The organism is Thalassobacillus sp. CUG 92003 (genome assembly GCF_013618635.1).
In the GTDB taxonomy this organism is placed as follows: Bacteria; Bacillota; Bacilli; order Bacillales; family Halobacillaceae; genus CUG-92003.
In genome coordinates this window covers 139357-157284 of record NZ_JABLSJ010000008.1, presented here as the reverse complement: position 1 = coordinate 157284, position 17928 = coordinate 139357, and the positions used below count along the sequence as shown (strand labels likewise).

Genomic DNA, 17928 nt, shown 5'->3' with positions numbered 1-17928 from the left:
ATTGGGAGCTATCTTCTGTGTAGAAGACGGTCATGCAAGTATTGGCCGTTATCGTTGTAAGTGGCACAAAACGTGCAACAAGGGTGGTACCGCGACAATCCTCGTCCCTTATAAGGACGGGGATTTTTCTATGTCATGGGTTCTATATAGTGTGTAAATTTTCACCACGATTTTACAAAGCCGTGCCATTAAATATTAATATAAAGGAGTACGTGCAAATGGATATTTTAACCGAATTGGATGCCCGGGGGTTAGTGAACCAAATTACGGATCAAGACGGGTTAAAAAAGCAGCTTGATGCTAGTCAGGTAACGCTATATTGTGGCTTCGATCCTACGGGGGACAGCCTTCATATCGGCCACTTAATTCCTATAATTATGTTGAAACGTTTTCAATTGGCAGGTCACCGCCCCATCGCCCTCGTAGGAGGGGGTACAGGTATGATCGGGGATCCAAGCGGACGATCAGCTGAACGACAGTTAAATGATGAAGCTGTCGTTCTTGAATACAGCGAGAGCATCAAACAGCAGCTTGCCCGGATTTTGGATTTCGATCAAGGGGAAAATGCAGCAGTTGCACGCAACAATGTGGAATGGCTCGGAGAGATGTCCATCATTGAGTTTTTACGAGATGCCGGCAAGCATTTCGGGGTCAATTATATGCTAGCCAAAGAATCAGTCGAATCTCGAATTGAAAGCGGCATTTCATTTACAGAATTCAGTTACATGATCTTGCAATCGCTGGATTTCTTGAAGTTATATCAAAAAGAAAACTGCACGCTGCAAATAGGCGGCAGTGATCAATGGGGAAACATCACAGCCGGGCTGGAACTTATCCGAAGAAATGCTGCAGGTGAAGAAGATGTGGACGCCTACGGGCTGACCGTTCCGTTAATTACAAAAGCGGATGGCTCGAAGTTTGGAAAGACAGCCGGTGGTGCAATATGGCTGGATCCTGAAAAAACGACACCTTATGAATTTTACCAATTTTGGATTAATGCTGACGATCGTGATGTCGTTCAGTTTCTTAAGTACTTCACGTTTCTTTCTCTAGATGAAATTGACGACTTGCAAAAAGAAGTAGAGACCCGGCCAGAACAAAGAGTGGCGCAAAGACGGTTAGCTGAAGAGATGACGAAGCTGGTGCACGATGAACAGGCACTCGATCAGGCGCAAAAAATCACTCGAGCTTTATTCAGTGGTGAAATAAAATCATTAACGGGCCAAGAAATAGAGCAGGGTTTCAAGGATGTCCCGGCTTACACAGCTGACCAGAAGGAAATCGGGTTGGTCGAGTTGATCGTCGCGTCTGGTATTTCCTCCTCCAAACGTCAAGCGCGTGAAGATATTCAAAACGGAGCCATTTATATAAACGGGGAACGAAATCAGGATCTAAACCATACGATTGGTGAACAGGATCGTATAGAAGATCGTTTTACCATTATTCGTCGTGGGAAGAAAAAATACTTCTTGATCCGTTTTCAATAAGCAGAGTTAAAGCATCATGCAGAGAGAGCATGATGCTTTACTTTTGTATGTGGCATAAACCATTCGCTACAGGGTTAAAGTCCTGTATATGGTATTCCCTTACCCGCGTTAAGTATTTTTGTTTCCTTTCGGCTTTAAATTAGATTCATATAATGAGTTATTTTGCTAGGGAGGCTAAAATAAAAAAAACCTTGAAACGTTGATATGCCAACATTTCAAGGGTTTTTTGAGTACTATCCTGCAAACTATAAAGTTTAACGAGAGTAGTATTCAACGATAAGTGCTTCGTTGATTTCAGACGGCAACTCAGAGCGTTCAGGGAAACGCGCGTAAGAGCCTTCAAGTTTTTCGGAATCGAATGAAACATATTCAGGAACAAAGTTTGTCGTTTCGACAGATTCCAGAATAGCGTTCATATTTTGTGATTTTTCGCGAACGCCGATTACTTGTCCTGGTTTAACACGGTAAGATGGGATGTCTACACGACCGCCATCTACTGTAACGTGACCATGGTTAACAAGTTGACGTGCTTGTGGGCGTGTACGTGCCAGACCCAAACGGTATACAATGTTATCCAAACGGGATTCTAGTAAAAGCATGAAGTTTTCACCGTGAATCCCTTTCATGTTGCCGGCTTCTTCAAAAAGACGGCGGAATTGACGTTCAGTCAAGCCGTACATGAAACGTAGCTTCTGCTTCTCTTGAAGCTGAAGGCCGTATTCAGATAATTTTTTGCGTTGATTCGGACCGTGTTGTCCCGGAGCGTAAGGGCGTTTTTCCAATTCCTTACCTGTTCCGCTTAAAGAAATGCCAAGGCGACGTGATTTTTTCCAAGATGGACCTGTAAAGCGTGCCATAGGTATTTCCTCCTTTTTATTTTATTTCGCATAAAATAAAAACAGTGTGTTCCAGAGCTCGCTGCTCATTATGTTTTCATGCACCATCGCTCCAGCAGCAGAGAGTTACTCGATGCACCTCCGGATGGAGGAACAAAATGAATGCAACGCAGGTTCACATAGGCTGCCATTTATTTTACACAAAGGCTATTATAAGTTCTATTTGGTGATACGTCAAGGTTAAATGCTAATTGGTTGCTTATTTATGAGTGCAAATTATGTTCGAACTTAAGAAATTTTTTTATCGCGCTATTATTTTTCAAATAAGTAATTCATTTTTACTAGGTAAAGTGGTACTATAGTCTTAACGGGGATAGGTGTGAAGGGGGACGATGTTATGGTTAGTCACGCGAATGAAAAAAGAGTGCTGAATGAATTAAAACAATGTCTCGCAGACACATTCATTAACCAGATAGACCGTACATTTTCAAGTTCTGTCAACTGTTTGGCAAAAGAGGTTAAAACGCTGCTTGAAGCAGAATCCGTGGACTTCTATATACGAAATGATGGGGAAAACGCGTTCCGTCTAAAATCTGAGCGCGAGTCGGGAGAGGCTATGTACCTAGAAACACTTCTTTTCGATGATATCACTCCCTTGGCATTGCAGCAACAGGTGTATACATCTGATGAGATTCCGATTATGCAAAAGGAGCAATCGCTGCCTGTGTACATTATTCCGGGGTTTCACGAAGGAATATGTTCAGGCTTGCTATGCCTTGTTTATAACCATGATCAAACAGGACAGGCTTCCGAGGATTTATGGTGCAGTGTGACGAATTATACATTGACATATCTTCATAAACTATATAAGTACCACCATGTTTTGAACGAAGAGAATAAGTATGAATTACTTTACCGGGTGACGTCTAAGTTTCATTCTTCGATTGACATGGAAGGGGTACTGAAAGAGGTCATTCATACGTTACAGAAAATATACCCAGACTTAGAGTACCACTTGCTTTTATCACATGATTATACAAGTAATAGTCATCTCCCCATCCAAGAATTGTCTTACGAAGCGGACAATTATACAAAAGCGAGCATCCAGGCGTACTTGACAGGCGAATTGCAAAAAGAGGATCGATTAATTGATAGGCAGTCTTATCTTTATGCCCCATTAAACGGAAAGCAAGGTGTGTATGGGGTGCTACAAGTAGAGGCGCCGAACTATCTTGTTTTTCCTAAAGAAGACATCGAATTTATCATGCTGCTTGCAAGTACGGCGGGCAATGCGCTTGAAAATGCTCAACTTTATCAGCAATCCAAAAAACATGTAACAGATCTACAATTAATAAATGAAACGTCGCATCACCTAAACTCCAATTTACGCTTGAAGGAAAAAATCACGTATATGGTCGAGCAAATTAAGTCGTCTTTTAAAGGCCAAGAAATTGGTTTTTTCTCTTATCAATCTGGCCATTCAAAAGTGCACCTCACGTTAGAAGGAAGCACGCCTTATTTCAATCGGGAAGACGCACATTCATTTGTAGAGGATATCCGCTCGCGTATGGAAGCGGAAGGGGAAGCCCTGTTTATTGGGGACTTAACGATAGAAGAACATGGGGATGAGATAGATTTCCGCTCTGTGATGGCGGTTCCGATGAGTTTACATGAGCAAGTCGAAGGCGTGGCGGTTGTTGTCCACAAGGAGCCTTATTTCTTCAGTTTTGAATCATTTAAACTCCTGCAATCGTTGGTGCACCATTCAGCACTGGCCTTCTCCAATTCGATGCTGCAAGAAGAGTTGGAGAAGACTGTCATAACGGACTATCTAACGAAGCTGTTTTCCCGCAATTATTTGGATGAACAGCTGGAGCACCATGTGCAGCATCACAAACCAGGAGCCTTCCTGTTAATTGACCTGGATAATTTTAAAGCGATCAATGATACGCATGGTCATCAAATAGGTGATGATATTCTTGTGCAAGTCGCTGGTATTTTGAAAGATAACAGCCCTTCTCATGCAATCGCTGCGAGATGGGGTGGAGAAGAGTTAGCGTTGTTTTTACCTCGTGCAAACACCGAGGAGGCTGCGTTGATTGCACAGTTGATCAGACACAAAGTTGCCGAACAAACGAAACCGAGCGTAACGGTGTCGTGCGGCGTGTCGTGGTGGTCTCAAGAAACATCGATGTCTGGAAAGCAAATTGTGAGCCGCGCAGACGAGGCCATGTATAGAGCTAAAACGTCAGGTAAGAACAGCATTGAATGGGCGGTATATGGTTAGCGGTATGCATGCTTGTTTAACCTATACTCACCCGATTATTCAACGCAGCAGAAAAAAACAGGTAAACGCTAAGCAGGCGTCACCTGGTTTTTTCTGTTCTCTTATAAATGGTTTAACAGGGTGGCTGCGTATGACTCCAAATAATGTTGGTCAACGTCATCAAAACGTCCGATTGATGGGCTGTCAATATCTAAAACGCCGTAGGCTTCCGCGTCTTTGTACATAGGAACGACGATTTCAGATTGACTGGCAGCGTCGCAGGCGATATGTCCCTCAAATTGAGTGACATCGTAAATACGCTGGGTAGTATTCTCAGCCAGTGCTGTGCCACATACACCTTTTCCATAAGGGATGCGGACACAGGCAGGTAGACCTTGAAAGGGTCCAAGGACGAGTTGCTCGTTTTTCCAAAGATAGAACCCAACCCAATTGACTTCAGAGAGGAATTGGTTCAGCAGTGAGGCAGCATTGGATAAATTAGCAATCGCATCATTTTCGCCTTCGAGTAGAGCATCTAATTGTTTGATTAGCAGCTCATAATTTTCTTCCTTCGTGCCTGTATATTGCATCGTTTGAAACATGTGATATCCTCCTCATGGTCTTTTCGACAAATCTCATACTGTACTTGTCTATAATTGACGTACGATAATTACAGGAAACCCTCGCTCTGATGCAGAAATTTACAGAGGGAGGCGAATTTTGTGAATAAAAACAAAACCAGAGAAAAGGTCCTCGACGTTGCCTGTCAATTATTTTATACGAAAGGATTCCATGGCACATCGGTCCGGGATATTTCGGGACGTGCTCATGTGAATGTATCGTTGATCAACTACTATTTCACAAGTAAACAGGGCTTGTTCGAGTCATTAGCCGTTGACTATTATGAACCTTACTTGGAGATGCTAGAAAATCACTTGTGGGAAAATAACGTTTCCACTTGGGAGAATTTCAGTCAATTAGTTAAGCGTATTTTACATTATAAACAAGATCGATATCAACTGTCCTGCCTGATCCACCGGGAGCTATCTCTTGATTCAATGTTTGCCAGAGAAATGCTGGTCACTTACATGGCAAAAGAAAACCATTTGATATATGGCTTATTCAAGGCAATCTCCTCCCCGGGTTCTTCGCAGGAAATTTCACTACAATACTTGCAGTTCAAAGGGATGTTAAATGCCCCTTATATGATGCCGCATGAATTCAGGCAAACCATCAGCTCAGATCACTCAAGACGCCATTTTGCTGAAGTATACAGTAAAACCTTGCTAAAATGGCTGGAGAATGAAGTGATGCCTAAAGTGTAAGAATCGAGGTATCGATTTGGGCATACCCTTGGGCGATGGCGCCATGATGGTGGGCATCCGATCCATATATGAGCGGGATCCCCATGTCACTTGCCTCATGTGCGATGTGTAACGGCGGATACGTCTCCAAACAGTTATCTTTGATGGCTCCCGCGCCGTTATAGTCCAACGTCATATTGTAAGCTTTGACGAGGGGAAGGGCAGCCCGGGGGTATTTTTCCCAATTGTCGACAGCAGGGAAGGCACGATGAAACTTCCTGACCAACGTCATGTGCCCGATCCGCTGTGGTTTATACGTTCCCAGTTCAGCTGTGACTGAATCCAAGACGGTCTGGAAGTACGCCTTGTAGAGCGCATCCACACCACCGAAATCATGCAAGGCTTTTTCGTATGCCTGTTTGCTGAAGTCAATACAATGGTATTGATCACGAGACTTCAGAAAATGGACAGAAAGGATGCTATCTGTCAAGTAGGGGCCGTATTGATCAAGGAATGCTTTCGTTTCGTTTTCATACCCTTCAATAAAATCGACTTCAAGACCGGTGTGAATGTCGATATCATTTTGATAAATTTGTTTTAAATCCGTAAGGTCTTTAATATATCCTTCTATATCATTAAGGGCCATGCTGCTGTCCTTTGCAGGTGTCGGATCTGCAAAATGGGCGGGCAAAGGGGCATGTTCAGTGAAGGACAGTGCCGTATAGCCTTTAGCTATGGCTCTTTCCACATAAGAATTGAGTGAATCAGGTGTTCCGTGAGGGCAATAAGGAGAATGGACGTGTCCATCTTTTATCATATATGACGCCTCGCTTGATAGAATTTTTTGTCAAATGGTTAATAAATTTGAAATATTTTAGCAAAAACAATCGATATCATGGTATCATAGTAACAATAAATTATCATTACACGAGCGTAAAAATTCATTTTGTTTGGTGATGGGGCGAGGAGGTTTTAACATGAATTACATCATTGGAGCTATATTAGCCATTATAGCGATTATTGTCGTAGGGTTAATTCTTCGAAAAAGAATCTATGATGGCGTTGATCGACTTGAATCATGGAAACTTGATATTATGAATCGGAATGTGACAGAGGAGTTGTCACGCATCAAGGCCTTGAACCTCTCGGGTGAAACCCAGGAAAAATTCGAAAAATGGCGTGATCGCTGGGATCGAATCGTCACCACTGAGCTCCCTGATTTAGAAGAAGACTTATTTGATGCAGAAGAAGCTGCTGATCGCTACCGGTTCAGAAAGAGTAAAGCGATTTTAAGCCAATTGGAAGATAAGTTGAATCAAGTGGAGGCTGAAATAGAAGAGATGTTCAAGGAGTTAGAGATGCTCCTTGATTCAGAAGAAACAAGCCGTAAAGAACTTGAGAATATCCAGCCGGAGATTAAAGAACGTCAGCAGGAGATCCGTCAAAAGCGTTACCAATTCGGGCCTGCAGCAAGCATTTTTGAAAAGAGATTGGAAACCCTCCAGTCCAACCTTAACAATTATGAAGATTTGACAGCCCAAGGGGATTATCTTGAAGCGAGCCAGCTCGTCCAGGACACGAAAGGCGAGTTGGAATCGTTAAGGGAAGTCATGGACCAATTCCCTGCACTCTATCAAAAGTGTAAGAAAGAATTACCTGAGCAATTCGATGAACTGTTATCAGGTTTGAAAGAGATGCGTGAAGAGGGATACCGTATCGACCATTTTGCGTACGAGGATGAAGTACATAGTTATCAGACTCAACTATCAGCTTGTGTTACCCAACTTAACGAAGGTGATATCGAATCGATTCAGGATGTGATTGAAGGAGCGGAATCCCGTCTGCAAGAGATCTACCAGCATCTCGAAAAAGAAGCCATCGCCCGTAATTTCGTGGAAAATCAGCAGGCCCCATATCAGCGCTTGCTGGATGAAATGGAAAGAGTGTTAGAAACAACCAAGCGGGAAATCAATGACCTCCAAAAAACCTATCAATTCAAAGATCATGATGTAGAAACACACTCTCATTTAGAAAAATCGTTTCGACAGTTGAAATCGCGTTTTACGGAGTTTGATGAGAAATGGAATGATGGGGAAACCCCTTTCTCGGAATTGGAAACGTTGCTTGAGCATAATATGACCCATTTACAAGAATTGCAGGAAGAGCATGAAGCGTTCAGTGAACAAATCCATGCTATGCGAAAAGATGAAATTGCCGCCAAAGACACACTGGCAAACATGGAAACGCTGGTTTTTCAAACCCATCGCAAATTAGGCCGGAGCAATATCCCGGGTATCCCTCAGTACATCTTTGATCAAATGGAAGCTGCCAACGAGAAAATAGATGAGGTGTTTGTCAAGCTAGAGCAACAGCCGCTGAATATGGACCTTGTTTCGGGTGCATTGAATGAAGCTGTAGACGCAGCGGAAACAATGAATGAAGAAGCCAATAAAGTCATTGACGAAGCTGATAAAGCTGAGCGGGTCATCCAATATGCCAATCGTTATCGGAGCCAATATCCATTACTGGCTGCAAAGTTACTGGAAGCGGAGGATCATTTCCGTAACTATGACTATGAAGTGGCTCTTGATGAAGCTGTAAAAGCATTGCAGGAAGTCGACCCCAAAGCGGTGAAACGTTTGGAAGAGAAAGAGCACGTTTATGTTTAAACACCGTTAGCTGCCGAGTATGTCTCGGCAGTTTTTTTGATGTTAGGCTCCATTATAGTGTTTAGAAATCTTTTGAAGGGTTTGGGATGGCGTCTCATCTATTTTCTTTTCATCCCGCTATATGGTAATATAAAAGATTGCAGAACGTAAAAAGGAGCGCCAGCCTCATGATTTATTTAGATAATAGTGCCACCACTAAACCCTATGATGCGGTTTTGGATAGTTTTAACAAGGTGAGCAGCACCTATTTTGCTAACCCTTCTTCCGTCCATCGTTTTGGCGGAGAAGCAGAACGTCTTTTAAGACAATCCAAAATCCAGGCTGCCGAACTTATGGGTGTTGAGGAAGATGAAATGGTTTTCACATCAGGCGGAACAGAAGGAAACAATATGGCAATCAAAGGGATTGCGCTTGCTCATCAAGCGAGAGGTAAACATATCATCACCAGTCAAATTGAACATCCTTCGGTCCTGGAGGCTTGCCGTAGTTTGGAAAGTCTGGGCTTTAAGGTCACTTATCTCCCTGTTGATGAAACGGGAAGAGTAACGGTGGATTCAGTTGAATCTGCCATTCAGAAGGATACTATACTGATCAGCATCATGTCCGTTAATAATGAGCTGGGGAGTATTCAGCCTGTCGAACAAATAGGTGAACTGGCCGCACATTATCCAAAGTTATTTTTCCATGTGGATCATGTCCAGGGCTTATACAAAACACCCTTTGATATAAAGGGGGCCAAAGTAGATCTTTGCACAGTTTCGGGCCATAAGGTGCATGGGTTGAAAGGTACGGGGGCCTTATACGTGAAAAGGGGGACGCAATTGTTTCCGCTCTTTCACGGAGGGAACCAGGAAGCAGATTACCGGGCAGGAACCGAAAATGTTCCCGGTATTGTAGCGTTTGTGAAAGCCTTGCGTTTAACGTCACATCAACAGCAAACCAATCGAGAAAGCCTCATACGCATGAAGCGTGATTTAAGGGCTGCATTAGCAGGGATAAATGGCGTGCATATCAATTCCCCGGAGGATGGAGCACCTCATATTGTGAACATATCCGTCCCAGGGTACAAGCCTGAAGTTGTCATTCATGCATTAGGAGAAAAGGAGATTTACATTTCCACGAAGTCCGCTTGCTCTTCTAAACATCCTGACGTAAGTGCAGTATTAGCAGCATGCCGCTTCAACGAAGAACGCACGACTTCTGCTCTGCGCATCAGTTTATCCTATCAAACTGAACCATCTGAGATAGATACGTTTGTCACAGAGTTAAAAGCGACACTGAATGAACTAAAAGAGACAATGGAGAGATCTTCATGAATTTTGAACACATTATGATTCGATATGGTGAAATGGCCTTGAAAAAAAAGAACCGTAATCAATTCGAGCGCCGTTTACACCATAATATTATTGAGAAACTGAAGCCTTACCCGAATACGCACGTAAAAAAGACGCGCGATCGCATGTATGTCTTATTGAACGGTGAACCTGAGGATGAGGTCATGAAAAGCTTGCAGGAAGTATTCGGCATTCATAGTCTGAGTTTTGCAGTCAAAACAGATAAGACAGAGGAACTGATAAAAGAAGCGGCGCTCTTTGCCTTTCAAGCTGATGACACAGCAAAAACCTTCAAAGTATCGGCCAAACGAACGGATAAACAGTTTCCTGTTCACTCACAGGACCTGAATCAGCATCTGGGTGGTTATATTCTTGCGCATACTGAAGGTGTGAGGGTGGATGTTCATAACCCAGATGTTGAATTGAAAGTAGAAGTCCGTCACGATGCTGCTTATGTTACCTCCAAGGATTACCCAGGCGCTGGAGGACTTCCGGTTGGTACAACAGGAAAATCGCTATTGTTATTATCGGGCGGAATAGACAGTCCGGTCGCTGGATATTTGACGATGAAACGGGGTGTGGAAATAGAAGCAGTGCACTTTCATTCCCCGCCTTATACGAGTGAACGAGCTAAACAAAAGGTGCTGGATTTAGCCAAGGCCATGACGCGTTATGGCAATCGCGTAAAGGTGCATGTTGTTCCATTTACAAAGGTTCAACAGAAAATCCACCGTGAGATGCCTGAGGGTTACAGCATGACGATTATGCGCAGGATGATGATGCGCATCAGTGAATCACTAGCGAACAATCGGGAGATTCTATCGCTGACAACAGGAGAAAGCCTTGGCCAAGTAGCCAGTCAAACGATGGAAAGCATGCATGCGATCAATGATGTGACGAACTACCCGATTATCCGACCATTAGTATCAATGGATAAATTGGATATCATCGACTTATCAAAGAAAATCGGCACCTATGACATTTCCATCCGCCCTTTTGAAGATTGTTGTACCGTCTTCCTCCCTAGTGCTCCGAAGACGAGACCAACTCGGGAAAAAGCTGCATCCTATGAAGCTCATGCAGATTTCACTGATGATCTTCAGGAAGCACTCCGTCAAACAGAAACGATTGAGTTTAAATCAGGGGATACAATCAATAAAGAGTTTGAAGATCTATTGTAGATTTAAGGTAACCTCAAGAGGTCGTAGAGCAATGCCTTGAACATTACAGTACGAACTTAAGAGCCTGGGACAAAACTGAACACCATAATGCCGAACGGTTTCACTTGAAATTGTTCGGCATTTTTATGTGTTAAGCAAGGTGTTCTAAGATCGTTCCGCTTTCCACGGCCTTAGCTTGTTAGGGCTTTGTAAAACAGAGGCACGTACCCTGTTAGAATGTTATGATATAAAAAAACGGATAATGAGAAAGAGGTTGGTGTGATGAAATTATGGTATGGGGGCAAAATCTATACGATGATCCAAGAAGGGGACTGGGTTGAGGCCATTGTAGTCAGAGATGGACGGGTAATTGCAAGTGGAGAGACCCAAGACTTATATGACACATACAAAGAAGAAATCGAAGAAGAATACGACTTAAAAGGGCACGTGATGTACCCGGGATTTGTAGACAGCCACCTCCACATTATTGGTCACGGGGAACGGCTGATCAGACTTGATTTATCATTTATGAAATCAGCTGAAGAAGTCATTCAGGCATTGAAACAACATGCCGCGCAACTGCCTGATGGGCAATGGATCATTGGCGAAGGGTGGAATGAAAATCAGTGGGAGGACCCGCGTATCATCCATCGTGATGAATTGGACGAAATCAGTCAGGCTCATCCCATCATGTTGTCACGAGTTTGCCGCCATGCGTTATTAGCGAATTCGAAAGCTATTCAGCTAGCTGGTGTTGATGATTCAACGCATGACCCTTATGGAGGGGTGATTGTAAAAGATGAGTCTGGACGCGTAAACGGCTATTTTCATGAAAAAGCACAAGAACTTATAAAGCAGGCTATGCCTCCTGCCACCTTTGATTACTTAACGCATGCTACTGAACTTGCCCTCCAGAATATGTATCAAAATGGTTTGACGGGGGGCCATACAGAAGATTTGAATTATTATGGCGGGTTTAAACAGACGTATGATGCTTTCACGCATGTTATAGATGGTAAGGCGTGCAAATTTCGCGCGCATCTACTCGTTCATCACGAAGTTGTAGATGATATGGTGAAGGAAGGGCTGGGCTACAAACAAGGTACAGAGTTTGTTGAGTTAGGAGCCATGAAAATATTCGCTGATGGAGCTATTGGAGGGAGAACTGCATGGTTGAGGGAAGCTTATTCAGATCAACCCGGTCATTTCGGCGTGGCCATTCATGATGAGCATAAATTTACATCGTTGGTTCAACAGGCGCGTCATCACCGTATGCCCGTAGCGATTCATGCGATCGGGGACCAAGCTCTGAAAGCTTCATTAAAAGCCGTTCATCAGTTTCCATTAACAACGGGTGAGCGAGACCGGATTATCCATGCTCAAATTTTCCCTCCAGAATTTATGAGTCCTCTTAAAAACAGGCCGATCATATTTGATATCCAGCCTGCTTTTGTGGCATCCGATTTCCCGTGGGTCATGGAGCGTATCGGCAGATCACGACTTAAGCACTCCTACAGTTGGAAAACAATGATTGATGCTGGTTTAGCTTGTGCTGGTGGTTCAGATGCCCCTATTGAAGAGATCAATCCATTGCTTGGCATGAGAGCGGCGGTGGAGCGGAGAGCTGGACCAGATCAAAAAATATACCAGGAAGAAGAACAGTTATCCATCTATGAAGCTGTGGCGTTATATACGAAGGGGAGTGCTTATGCCATTGGGTATGAGCTCGAACGGGGTCAAATTGCACCTGGCTTTGTTGCTGATTTTACTGTGCTTGATCGGGATTTATTCACGTTGAATAGCCATGAGCTTGCTGATGCAGTCGTGTCCACAACTATCGTTGACGGGGATGTTATGTATAATCGGCTATAATGCTTGAAAAAAGCTGACTTATCAAAAAAGTTTTGATAAGTCAGCTTTTAATTTAGAGGAAGGTACGCTTAACGCGATCCCAATAGGTGTTATTTTTAAGTTTGACTGTTTTGACGACTTTATCACTTAACGCGATATTCACTTCTCTGATATTACGAATGGAATAAGCTTCGTTGTCCATTCCTATCAACGGGTAGTCATTGCCATCTTGTTTGACTTTCAAAGACAGCTGGCGTTGGCCGCTCAAGACAAATGAGGAGCCTAATGTCCGGTAGCGATTATTGTTTAATGATGCAAGTTCGCTAACTTGGAAGCATGGAAGCTTAGGATCGATCACCGCTCCATTTGTTGACTTATTATAGCCGGTGCTCCCTGTAGGTGTAGCGACAATCAAACCGTCACCTCTGAACTGTTCAAAATGAAGCTCGTCTATATAAACATCAATATCGATCGATTTGATCAAGGTGGAGCGCACACTGCATTCATTTAGGCAATAGTAGGTCGCTTCATTGTTAACGGTCGCTTCTATAATAGGAAAACGACGGACTTCCAGCTCAGCATTAAGCATGGAATCGACCATATGGTCATATTGGTCAAGATTGAAATCGCAATATAAGCCTGCCTCATTCTCCTGTCTTACGCCAACGTAAAGGCAGTCTTGGCGGAATCCCGTTTTTCTTACAGCTTGAAGAAACGTCCCATCTCCTCCGACAGCAATGATGATGTTGGCCTGTTTGCTTTCTTCCACTACATTAAAATGGTTATCTTTCGCCAGGTCAATGAGGGGTTGCAGTTTCTGATCAAGTTCTTCACTAGGTGAATAGTAGAAAAATAAATTACGGCGCTCATCGGTCATAGTGGCTCTCTCCTTTTGTTTCTGAAGGTGTACTATCATCCTATCATTTACCTTGTGAAATGAGTAGGGTGAACCCCCTTTCGCACGCGTATAACCGTCAAAATTAGACAATAGACGCCGCTAGCCTTCATACTGGAAAATAACATGGCATCATGACTGGAGGAATAAACAAAATGACAGCTATTACGTTTAAACAGAAACCGGTAAGCATAGAAGGAGAGCCGTTGAACGTCGGAGATGAAGCGCCAGACTTTAATGTATTAGCGACGGATCTATCAGAAGTGACATTAGCAGACTATGAAGGAAAAGTGAAGTTGCTCAGTGTCGTCCCTTCTCTGGACACGTCAGTCTGTGATTCGCAAACGCGGCGATTTAATGAAGAATTTAATACGATGGAAGATGTTAAAGTGCTGACGTTAAGCATGGACCTGCCGTTTGCTCAAAAACGCTGGTGCGGATCAGCTGGGGCACAAATTGTAGACCCGTTGTCTGATCATCGCGATGCTTCGTTCGGCCGGGCTTACGGTGTTTTGATGAAGGAGATGCGGTTACTTGCACGCGCTGTCTTTGTGGTAGATACGCATGATATCATCCAGTATGTTGAATACGTCCAGGAAGCAACTTCTCACCCTGATTACGATTCCGCAGTAAAAGCAGTCCAAAATTTGGAGACACCGTAACTTGAAGTCGGGGGTAAAATCCGTTATATTTTGTGTAAGTGAATAATTTGGTTCTTTCCCGTTAATGAAAGAGATACAAAGTGACGCATTTTGACTAGGAAAAGTGCGTCCTTTTCTTATGTGGCACACAAGGAAACGAGGAGGCACAACATGGATCAGAATAACGTGGAATTTTTATATGAAAAAATCGATGAATTGGCTAGCACGATAGAACATCACAACGATAAGACGTATTTAGAGGCTGTCGTTGATGCGATGGACATCCTTTTTCACCAACAACCTTTTGAAGATTCAGAAGAACTGCTGCATCAGAACGTGGAGAAACTTTTGTCTGAAGTCGATCTGGCTCAGTATAAGAAGGAGGAAACACGAAAAGCGATTCAACTGGTCATCTTAAAAGGCATGAAGGATGCCACTCAGCAACAGCATCTCATTACGCCGGACGCTGTGGCAATGTTTATGGGATATTTGACGTCAAAGTTATTTGAAAATCAAGAAGAGTTGACCATGTTCGATCCGGCTTGCGGGAGCGCTAACCTCCTTACGTCTGTGATGAACCAGCTCTCTCATAATGTGAAGGCTTATGGCAGTGATGTGGATGAAACCTTAATTCGACTAGCCTTAGCCAATGCTAACCTGCAAAAGAATGAAATTGAGTTTTTCCATCAGGATAGTCTCGGTGCCTTTCTCATGGAACCCGTCGATTTTGTCGTAGCTGATTTACCTGTCGGTTATTACCCTGATGATCTCCAAGCCTCTCAGTATGAGTTAGCCGCAGAGGAAGGGCATTCTTATTCTCATCACTTATTTATCGAACAAGGTTTGACCTATACAAAAGCAGGAGGTTACCTGATGTTTATGGTGCCGAACTTCCTGTTTGACAGTGACCAGTCGAAACAATTGAATGCCTATTTACGAGAGCACGCGCATATTGTCGGCATGCTCCAGCTTCCAAAATCGTTATTTAAACAAGAAAAGCACGCTAAAAGTATTCTCATTCTCCAGAAAAAAGGGGAAAACACCAAGACCCCGCAGCAGGCGCTGTTGGCAACCTTACCATCGTTTAAAAATCATAATGCTATGGCCGATGTGCTCGCACAAATTAATCAATGGTTCGATCAGCATCATAAGTAAGTTGTGTGAAAATAACAAATACGTGACGTAAACGATTCCATTTTCTTTCTATGTTGAAATCGCGGCAAACGGGTGGTTAAATAGTAATGGTGAAATCACGAACCTATAATAAGGGGATGAATAACGTTGAATAATATATTAGCCATCAATGCTGGCAGTTCATCTTTGAAGTTCCAATTGATCGAAATGCCAGAAGAAACCGTCGTGACAAAAGGGTTGGTTGAACGGATCGGTCTCCCTAAGTCCGTTTTCACTATAGAAATCAATGAAGAAAAAGATAAAACGGTAACGGATATTGAGGATCATGCTGAAGCTGTGCGTCTCCTGGTCGATAAATTAACGTCTACCGGCATCATCCAGTCTTTAGAGGAAATCGACGGTGTCGGTCATCGTGTCGTTCATGGTGGTGAGCGATTCAGCGAGTCTGTGCTTATCGATGAGCAGGTCATTGCCGAAATAGACCAAGTATCTGAACTGGCTCCATTGCATAATCCCGCCAATTTAACCGGCATCCGCGCTTTCCAGGACGTGCTGCCCCATGTCCCTCACGTGGCCGTTTTTGATACGGCTTTTCATCAGACGATGCCTGAGCAATCGTATCTGTACAGTTTACCTTATGAGTATTACGAAAAGTACGGGATCCGGAAGTATGGGTTTCATGGCACATCCCACAAGTACGTGTCAGAACGAGCGGCTGAATTATTGGAGCGCCCCGTTGAACATTTGCGGCTGTTATCCTGCCACTTAGGGAACGGTGCAAGTATCGCGGCTATCGAAGGTGGTCGTTCCATAGATACGTCAATGGGCTTCACACCTCTGGCTGGCGTGACAATGGGGACAAGATCAGGCAACATCGACCCTGCTCTTATCCCTTATATCATGGATAAGACCGGCAAAACAGCTAATGAAGTGATGAACGTTTTGAATAAAGAAAGCGGCATGTTAGCGCTCTCCGGCTTTTCCAGTGACCTTCGCGATATAGAGGATCACGCTTCCCAAGGTGAGGAAAGAGCCGAGCTTGCTTTGGAAGTATTTGCCAATCGCATCCACAAGTATATCGGGTCTTATGCAGCGCGTATGCACGGCATTGATGCCATAATCTTTACTGCCGGTGTCGGCGAAAATAGTACGGCCATCCGGGAACGCGTTTTGAAAGGGTTGGAATTTATGGGCGTCTACTGGGATCCGTCGTTGAATAAAGTGCGCGGAAAAGAAGCCTTCATCAGTTATCCGCATTCTCCGGTCAAAGTCATGATTATTCCGACGAATGAGGAAGTCATGATCGCCCGTGATACGGTAGAAAAAGGACTGTAGCAAGCTTGGAAATGTATAAGTGTATGAGTAAGCGGCTTTCTTTTTGTTACGAAATGGGGACAAGAAGGAGGGTCGCTTTTTTTATGTCTTCATCATATAGTATCTTAGGTGAAAAATAAGTCAGTACAGAGGTTTTGCTTTTGTTATAATAAGGATACACTGGTATTAATACCATGAAGGGGAGGGATACAGCATGAGCTGCGAGCGGGTCTTAAAAGATATTCAAGCGTGGCAACTGCAGTACAGTGCGTATGAACCCAATGATTTTGAAATGATATATGACGATTGGATCAAAGAATCATTTCGCGCAATCAACCCTGGTGTGAAAGCAAAATTTTTTTCCAAAATTGATAATTGGCTATTCCATAGCCATGCCTTCTTGCAAGGAACAGCTTATCAAAAAGAAGCACGTCTGCGTTTGCTGAATACGGGAAGTATATTCAATACCAATATTGAAAAAATTGAAGACATGAAGACGCTATCAATCGATCAATTAACCTACATAGCGGAGCAGCAAGTAGCTAAAGGGAAGCTATATGCCTTCGCTCAAGGGGGGATTACAGGAAGCGGTGGATTGCTGCTGCTTGGTATCGATTTCCCCTTGATGTTGATCATGAACTTGCGGGTGGTCCAGTTAATCGGATTATCATTCGGTCATGAAATGAATCGGCCATTTGAAATGATGCTCTCCTTGAAACTCTTCCATGCTGCTACGCTGCCGAAGCGCTTACAGGCTGCAGCGTGGGAAGGATTAGTTAGGGAAATCGAGCAGCAATCGCATGCGTATATTTATGAAGGAGCCGAAGAAATAACTGACGAATCATGGCTTGATCAGCCGTTAAAGCAAGCGATAAAATCGATGTTCATCTTAATGTTTCGCCGGAAAATTTTTCAAAGCTTGCCGATTATCAGCATGGGGATTGGCGCTGTGTTCAATTACCAGCTGACCCGTCAAGTCACTGAATTTTCTTTGAGATTTTATCAATACCGTTACATTTTGGAGAAAGGAGAATAAC

General features: G+C 43.5%; 15 protein-coding genes and 1 other annotated feature (1 of these 16 only partly in view). Of the genes, 11 read left to right on the top strand and 4 right to left on the bottom strand.

Annotation, left to right across the window (positions count from 1 at the left end; genetic code table 11):
* Positions 1 to 112: a binding site (T-box leader), on the top strand; it begins 94 nt to the left of the window's first position.
* Positions 113 to 218: 106 nt separating this feature from the next.
* Entirely contained in the window at positions 219 to 1487 is a 1269-nt protein-coding gene (gene tyrS / locus HOP45_RS13570; protein ID WP_181349892.1) for a tyrosine--tRNA ligase, read from the top strand.
* A 254-nt stretch (positions 1488 to 1741) separates the two neighbouring features.
* Here tyrS and rpsD read toward each other — a convergent pair whose 3' ends face one another.
* The gene (rpsD, locus tag HOP45_RS13565; RefSeq protein ID WP_181349890.1) at positions 1742 to 2344 is read right to left on the bottom strand and encodes a 30S ribosomal protein S4; all 603 of its coding nucleotides are present in this window, start codon (positions 2342 to 2344) and stop codon (positions 1742 to 1744) included.
* 376 nt (positions 2345 to 2720) lie between these two features.
* Between rpsD and HOP45_RS13560 the strand changes: the two genes are divergently transcribed.
* Positions 2721 to 4610, top strand: coding sequence for a sensor domain-containing diguanylate cyclase (locus tag HOP45_RS13560; RefSeq protein WP_181349888.1), 1890 nt, complete (start codon positions 2721 to 2723; stop codon positions 4608 to 4610).
* A 101-nt stretch (positions 4611 to 4711) separates the two neighbouring features.
* Here the strand turns inward: HOP45_RS13560 and HOP45_RS13555 are convergent, their stop codons facing one another.
* Complete coding sequence (locus tag HOP45_RS13555; protein ID WP_181349880.1) at positions 4712 to 5191, bottom strand: GAF domain-containing protein; 480 nt, start codon at positions 5189 to 5191, stop codon at positions 4712 to 4714.
* Positions 5192 to 5311: 120 nt separating this feature from the next.
* Here HOP45_RS13555 and refZ point away from each other — a divergent pair, with 120 nt between their 5' ends.
* The gene (gene refZ, locus HOP45_RS13550) at positions 5312 to 5914 is read left to right on the top strand and encodes a forespore capture DNA-binding protein RefZ (RefSeq protein WP_181349878.1); all 603 of its coding nucleotides are present in this window, start codon (positions 5312 to 5314) and stop codon (positions 5912 to 5914) included.
* On the opposite strand, the gene hisJ is transcribed toward refZ, so the two are convergent.
* Positions 5904 to 6707: a histidinol-phosphatase HisJ gene (gene hisJ / locus HOP45_RS13545; protein ID WP_370458027.1), complete on the bottom strand. Its 804-nt coding sequence runs from the start codon at positions 6705 to 6707 to the stop codon at positions 5904 to 5906. The genes refZ and hisJ overlap by 11 nt on opposite strands.
* A 163-nt stretch (positions 6708 to 6870) precedes the next feature.
* Here hisJ and ezrA point away from each other — a divergent pair, with 163 nt between their 5' ends.
* The 4 genes from ezrA to HOP45_RS13525 all read left to right on the top strand — a co-directional run bounded on the left by ezrA (position 6871) and on the right by HOP45_RS13525 (position 12928).
* Positions 6871 to 8562 (top strand): septation ring formation regulator EzrA, encoded by a 1692-nt coding sequence (ezrA, locus tag HOP45_RS13540; protein WP_181349875.1) that lies wholly within the window; start codon positions 6871 to 6873, stop codon positions 8560 to 8562.
* 167 nt (positions 8563 to 8729) lie between these two features.
* Positions 8730 to 9878 (top strand): cysteine desulfurase family protein, encoded by a 1149-nt coding sequence (locus HOP45_RS13535; protein WP_181349873.1) that lies wholly within the window; start codon positions 8730 to 8732, stop codon positions 9876 to 9878.
* A complete protein-coding gene (gene thiI, locus HOP45_RS13530) occupies positions 9875 to 11077 on the top strand; it encodes a tRNA uracil 4-sulfurtransferase ThiI (protein WP_181349871.1) in 1203 nt (400 codons plus the stop codon). Before HOP45_RS13535 ends, thiI begins: the two co-directional genes overlap by 4 nt.
* A 261-nt stretch (positions 11078 to 11338) precedes the next feature.
* Positions 11339 to 12928: an amidohydrolase gene (locus tag HOP45_RS13525; RefSeq protein WP_181349869.1), complete on the top strand. Its 1590-nt coding sequence runs from the start codon at positions 11339 to 11341 to the stop codon at positions 12926 to 12928.
* A gap of 52 nt (positions 12929 to 12980) precedes the next feature.
* Here HOP45_RS13525 and HOP45_RS13520 read toward each other — a convergent pair whose 3' ends face one another.
* Entirely contained in the window at positions 12981 to 13784 is an 804-nt protein-coding gene (locus HOP45_RS13520) for an NAD kinase (protein ID WP_181349867.1), read from the bottom strand.
* Positions 13785 to 13957: 173 nt separating this feature from the next.
* On the opposite strand from HOP45_RS13520, the gene tpx reads away from it, so the two are divergent.
* From tpx to HOP45_RS13500, 4 genes are all read left to right on the top strand, one after another.
* Positions 13958 to 14464, top strand: a complete 507-nt coding sequence (tpx, locus tag HOP45_RS13515; protein WP_181349865.1) for a thiol peroxidase — start codon at positions 13958 to 13960, stop codon at positions 14462 to 14464.
* 150 nt (positions 14465 to 14614) lie between these two features.
* Entirely contained in the window at positions 14615 to 15598 is a 984-nt protein-coding gene (locus tag HOP45_RS13510) for a class I SAM-dependent methyltransferase (RefSeq protein ID WP_181349864.1), read from the top strand.
* Between the two features lie 126 nt (positions 15599 to 15724).
* Positions 15725 to 16912: an acetate kinase gene (locus HOP45_RS13505; protein ID WP_181349862.1), complete on the top strand. Its 1188-nt coding sequence runs from the start codon at positions 15725 to 15727 to the stop codon at positions 16910 to 16912.
* Positions 16913 to 17105: 193 nt separating this feature from the next.
* A complete protein-coding gene (locus HOP45_RS13500; RefSeq protein ID WP_181349860.1) occupies positions 17106 to 17927 on the top strand; it encodes an EcsC family protein in 822 nt (273 codons plus the stop codon).
* Position 17928 lies beyond the last annotated feature (1 nt).

Bases quoted from the DNA above. Each gene is read 5' to 3' on its own strand.
- tyrS (WP_181349892.1), top strand. From the start codon at position 219: ATGGATATTTTAACCGAATTGGATGCCCGGGGGTTAGTGAACCAAATT.
- rpsD (WP_181349890.1), bottom strand. From the start codon at position 2,344: ATGGCACGCTTTACAGGTCCATCTTGGAAAAAATCACGTCGCCTTGGC.
- HOP45_RS13560 (WP_181349888.1), top strand. From the start codon at position 2,721: ATGGTTAGTCACGCGAATGAAAAAAGAGTGCTGAATGAATTAAAACAA.
- HOP45_RS13555 (WP_181349880.1), bottom strand. From the start codon at position 5,191: ATGTTTCAAACGATGCAATATACAGGCACGAAGGAAGAAAATTATGAG.
- ezrA (WP_181349875.1), top strand. From the start codon at position 6,871: ATGAATTACATCATTGGAGCTATATTAGCCATTATAGCGATTATTGTC.
- HOP45_RS13535 (WP_181349873.1), top strand. From the start codon at position 8,730: ATGATTTATTTAGATAATAGTGCCACCACTAAACCCTATGATGCGGTT.
- thiI (WP_181349871.1), top strand. From the start codon at position 9,875: ATGAATTTTGAACACATTATGATTCGATATGGTGAAATGGCCTTGAAA.
- HOP45_RS13525 (WP_181349869.1), top strand. From the start codon at position 11,339: ATGAAATTATGGTATGGGGGCAAAATCTATACGATGATCCAAGAAGGG.
- HOP45_RS13520 (WP_181349867.1), bottom strand. From the start codon at position 13,784: ATGACCGATGAGCGCCGTAATTTATTTTTCTACTATTCACCTAGTGAA.
- tpx (WP_181349865.1), top strand. From the start codon at position 13,958: ATGACAGCTATTACGTTTAAACAGAAACCGGTAAGCATAGAAGGAGAG.
- HOP45_RS13510 (WP_181349864.1), top strand. From the start codon at position 14,615: ATGGATCAGAATAACGTGGAATTTTTATATGAAAAAATCGATGAATTG.
- HOP45_RS13500 (WP_181349860.1), top strand. From the start codon at position 17,106: ATGAGCTGCGAGCGGGTCTTAAAAGATATTCAAGCGTGGCAACTGCAG.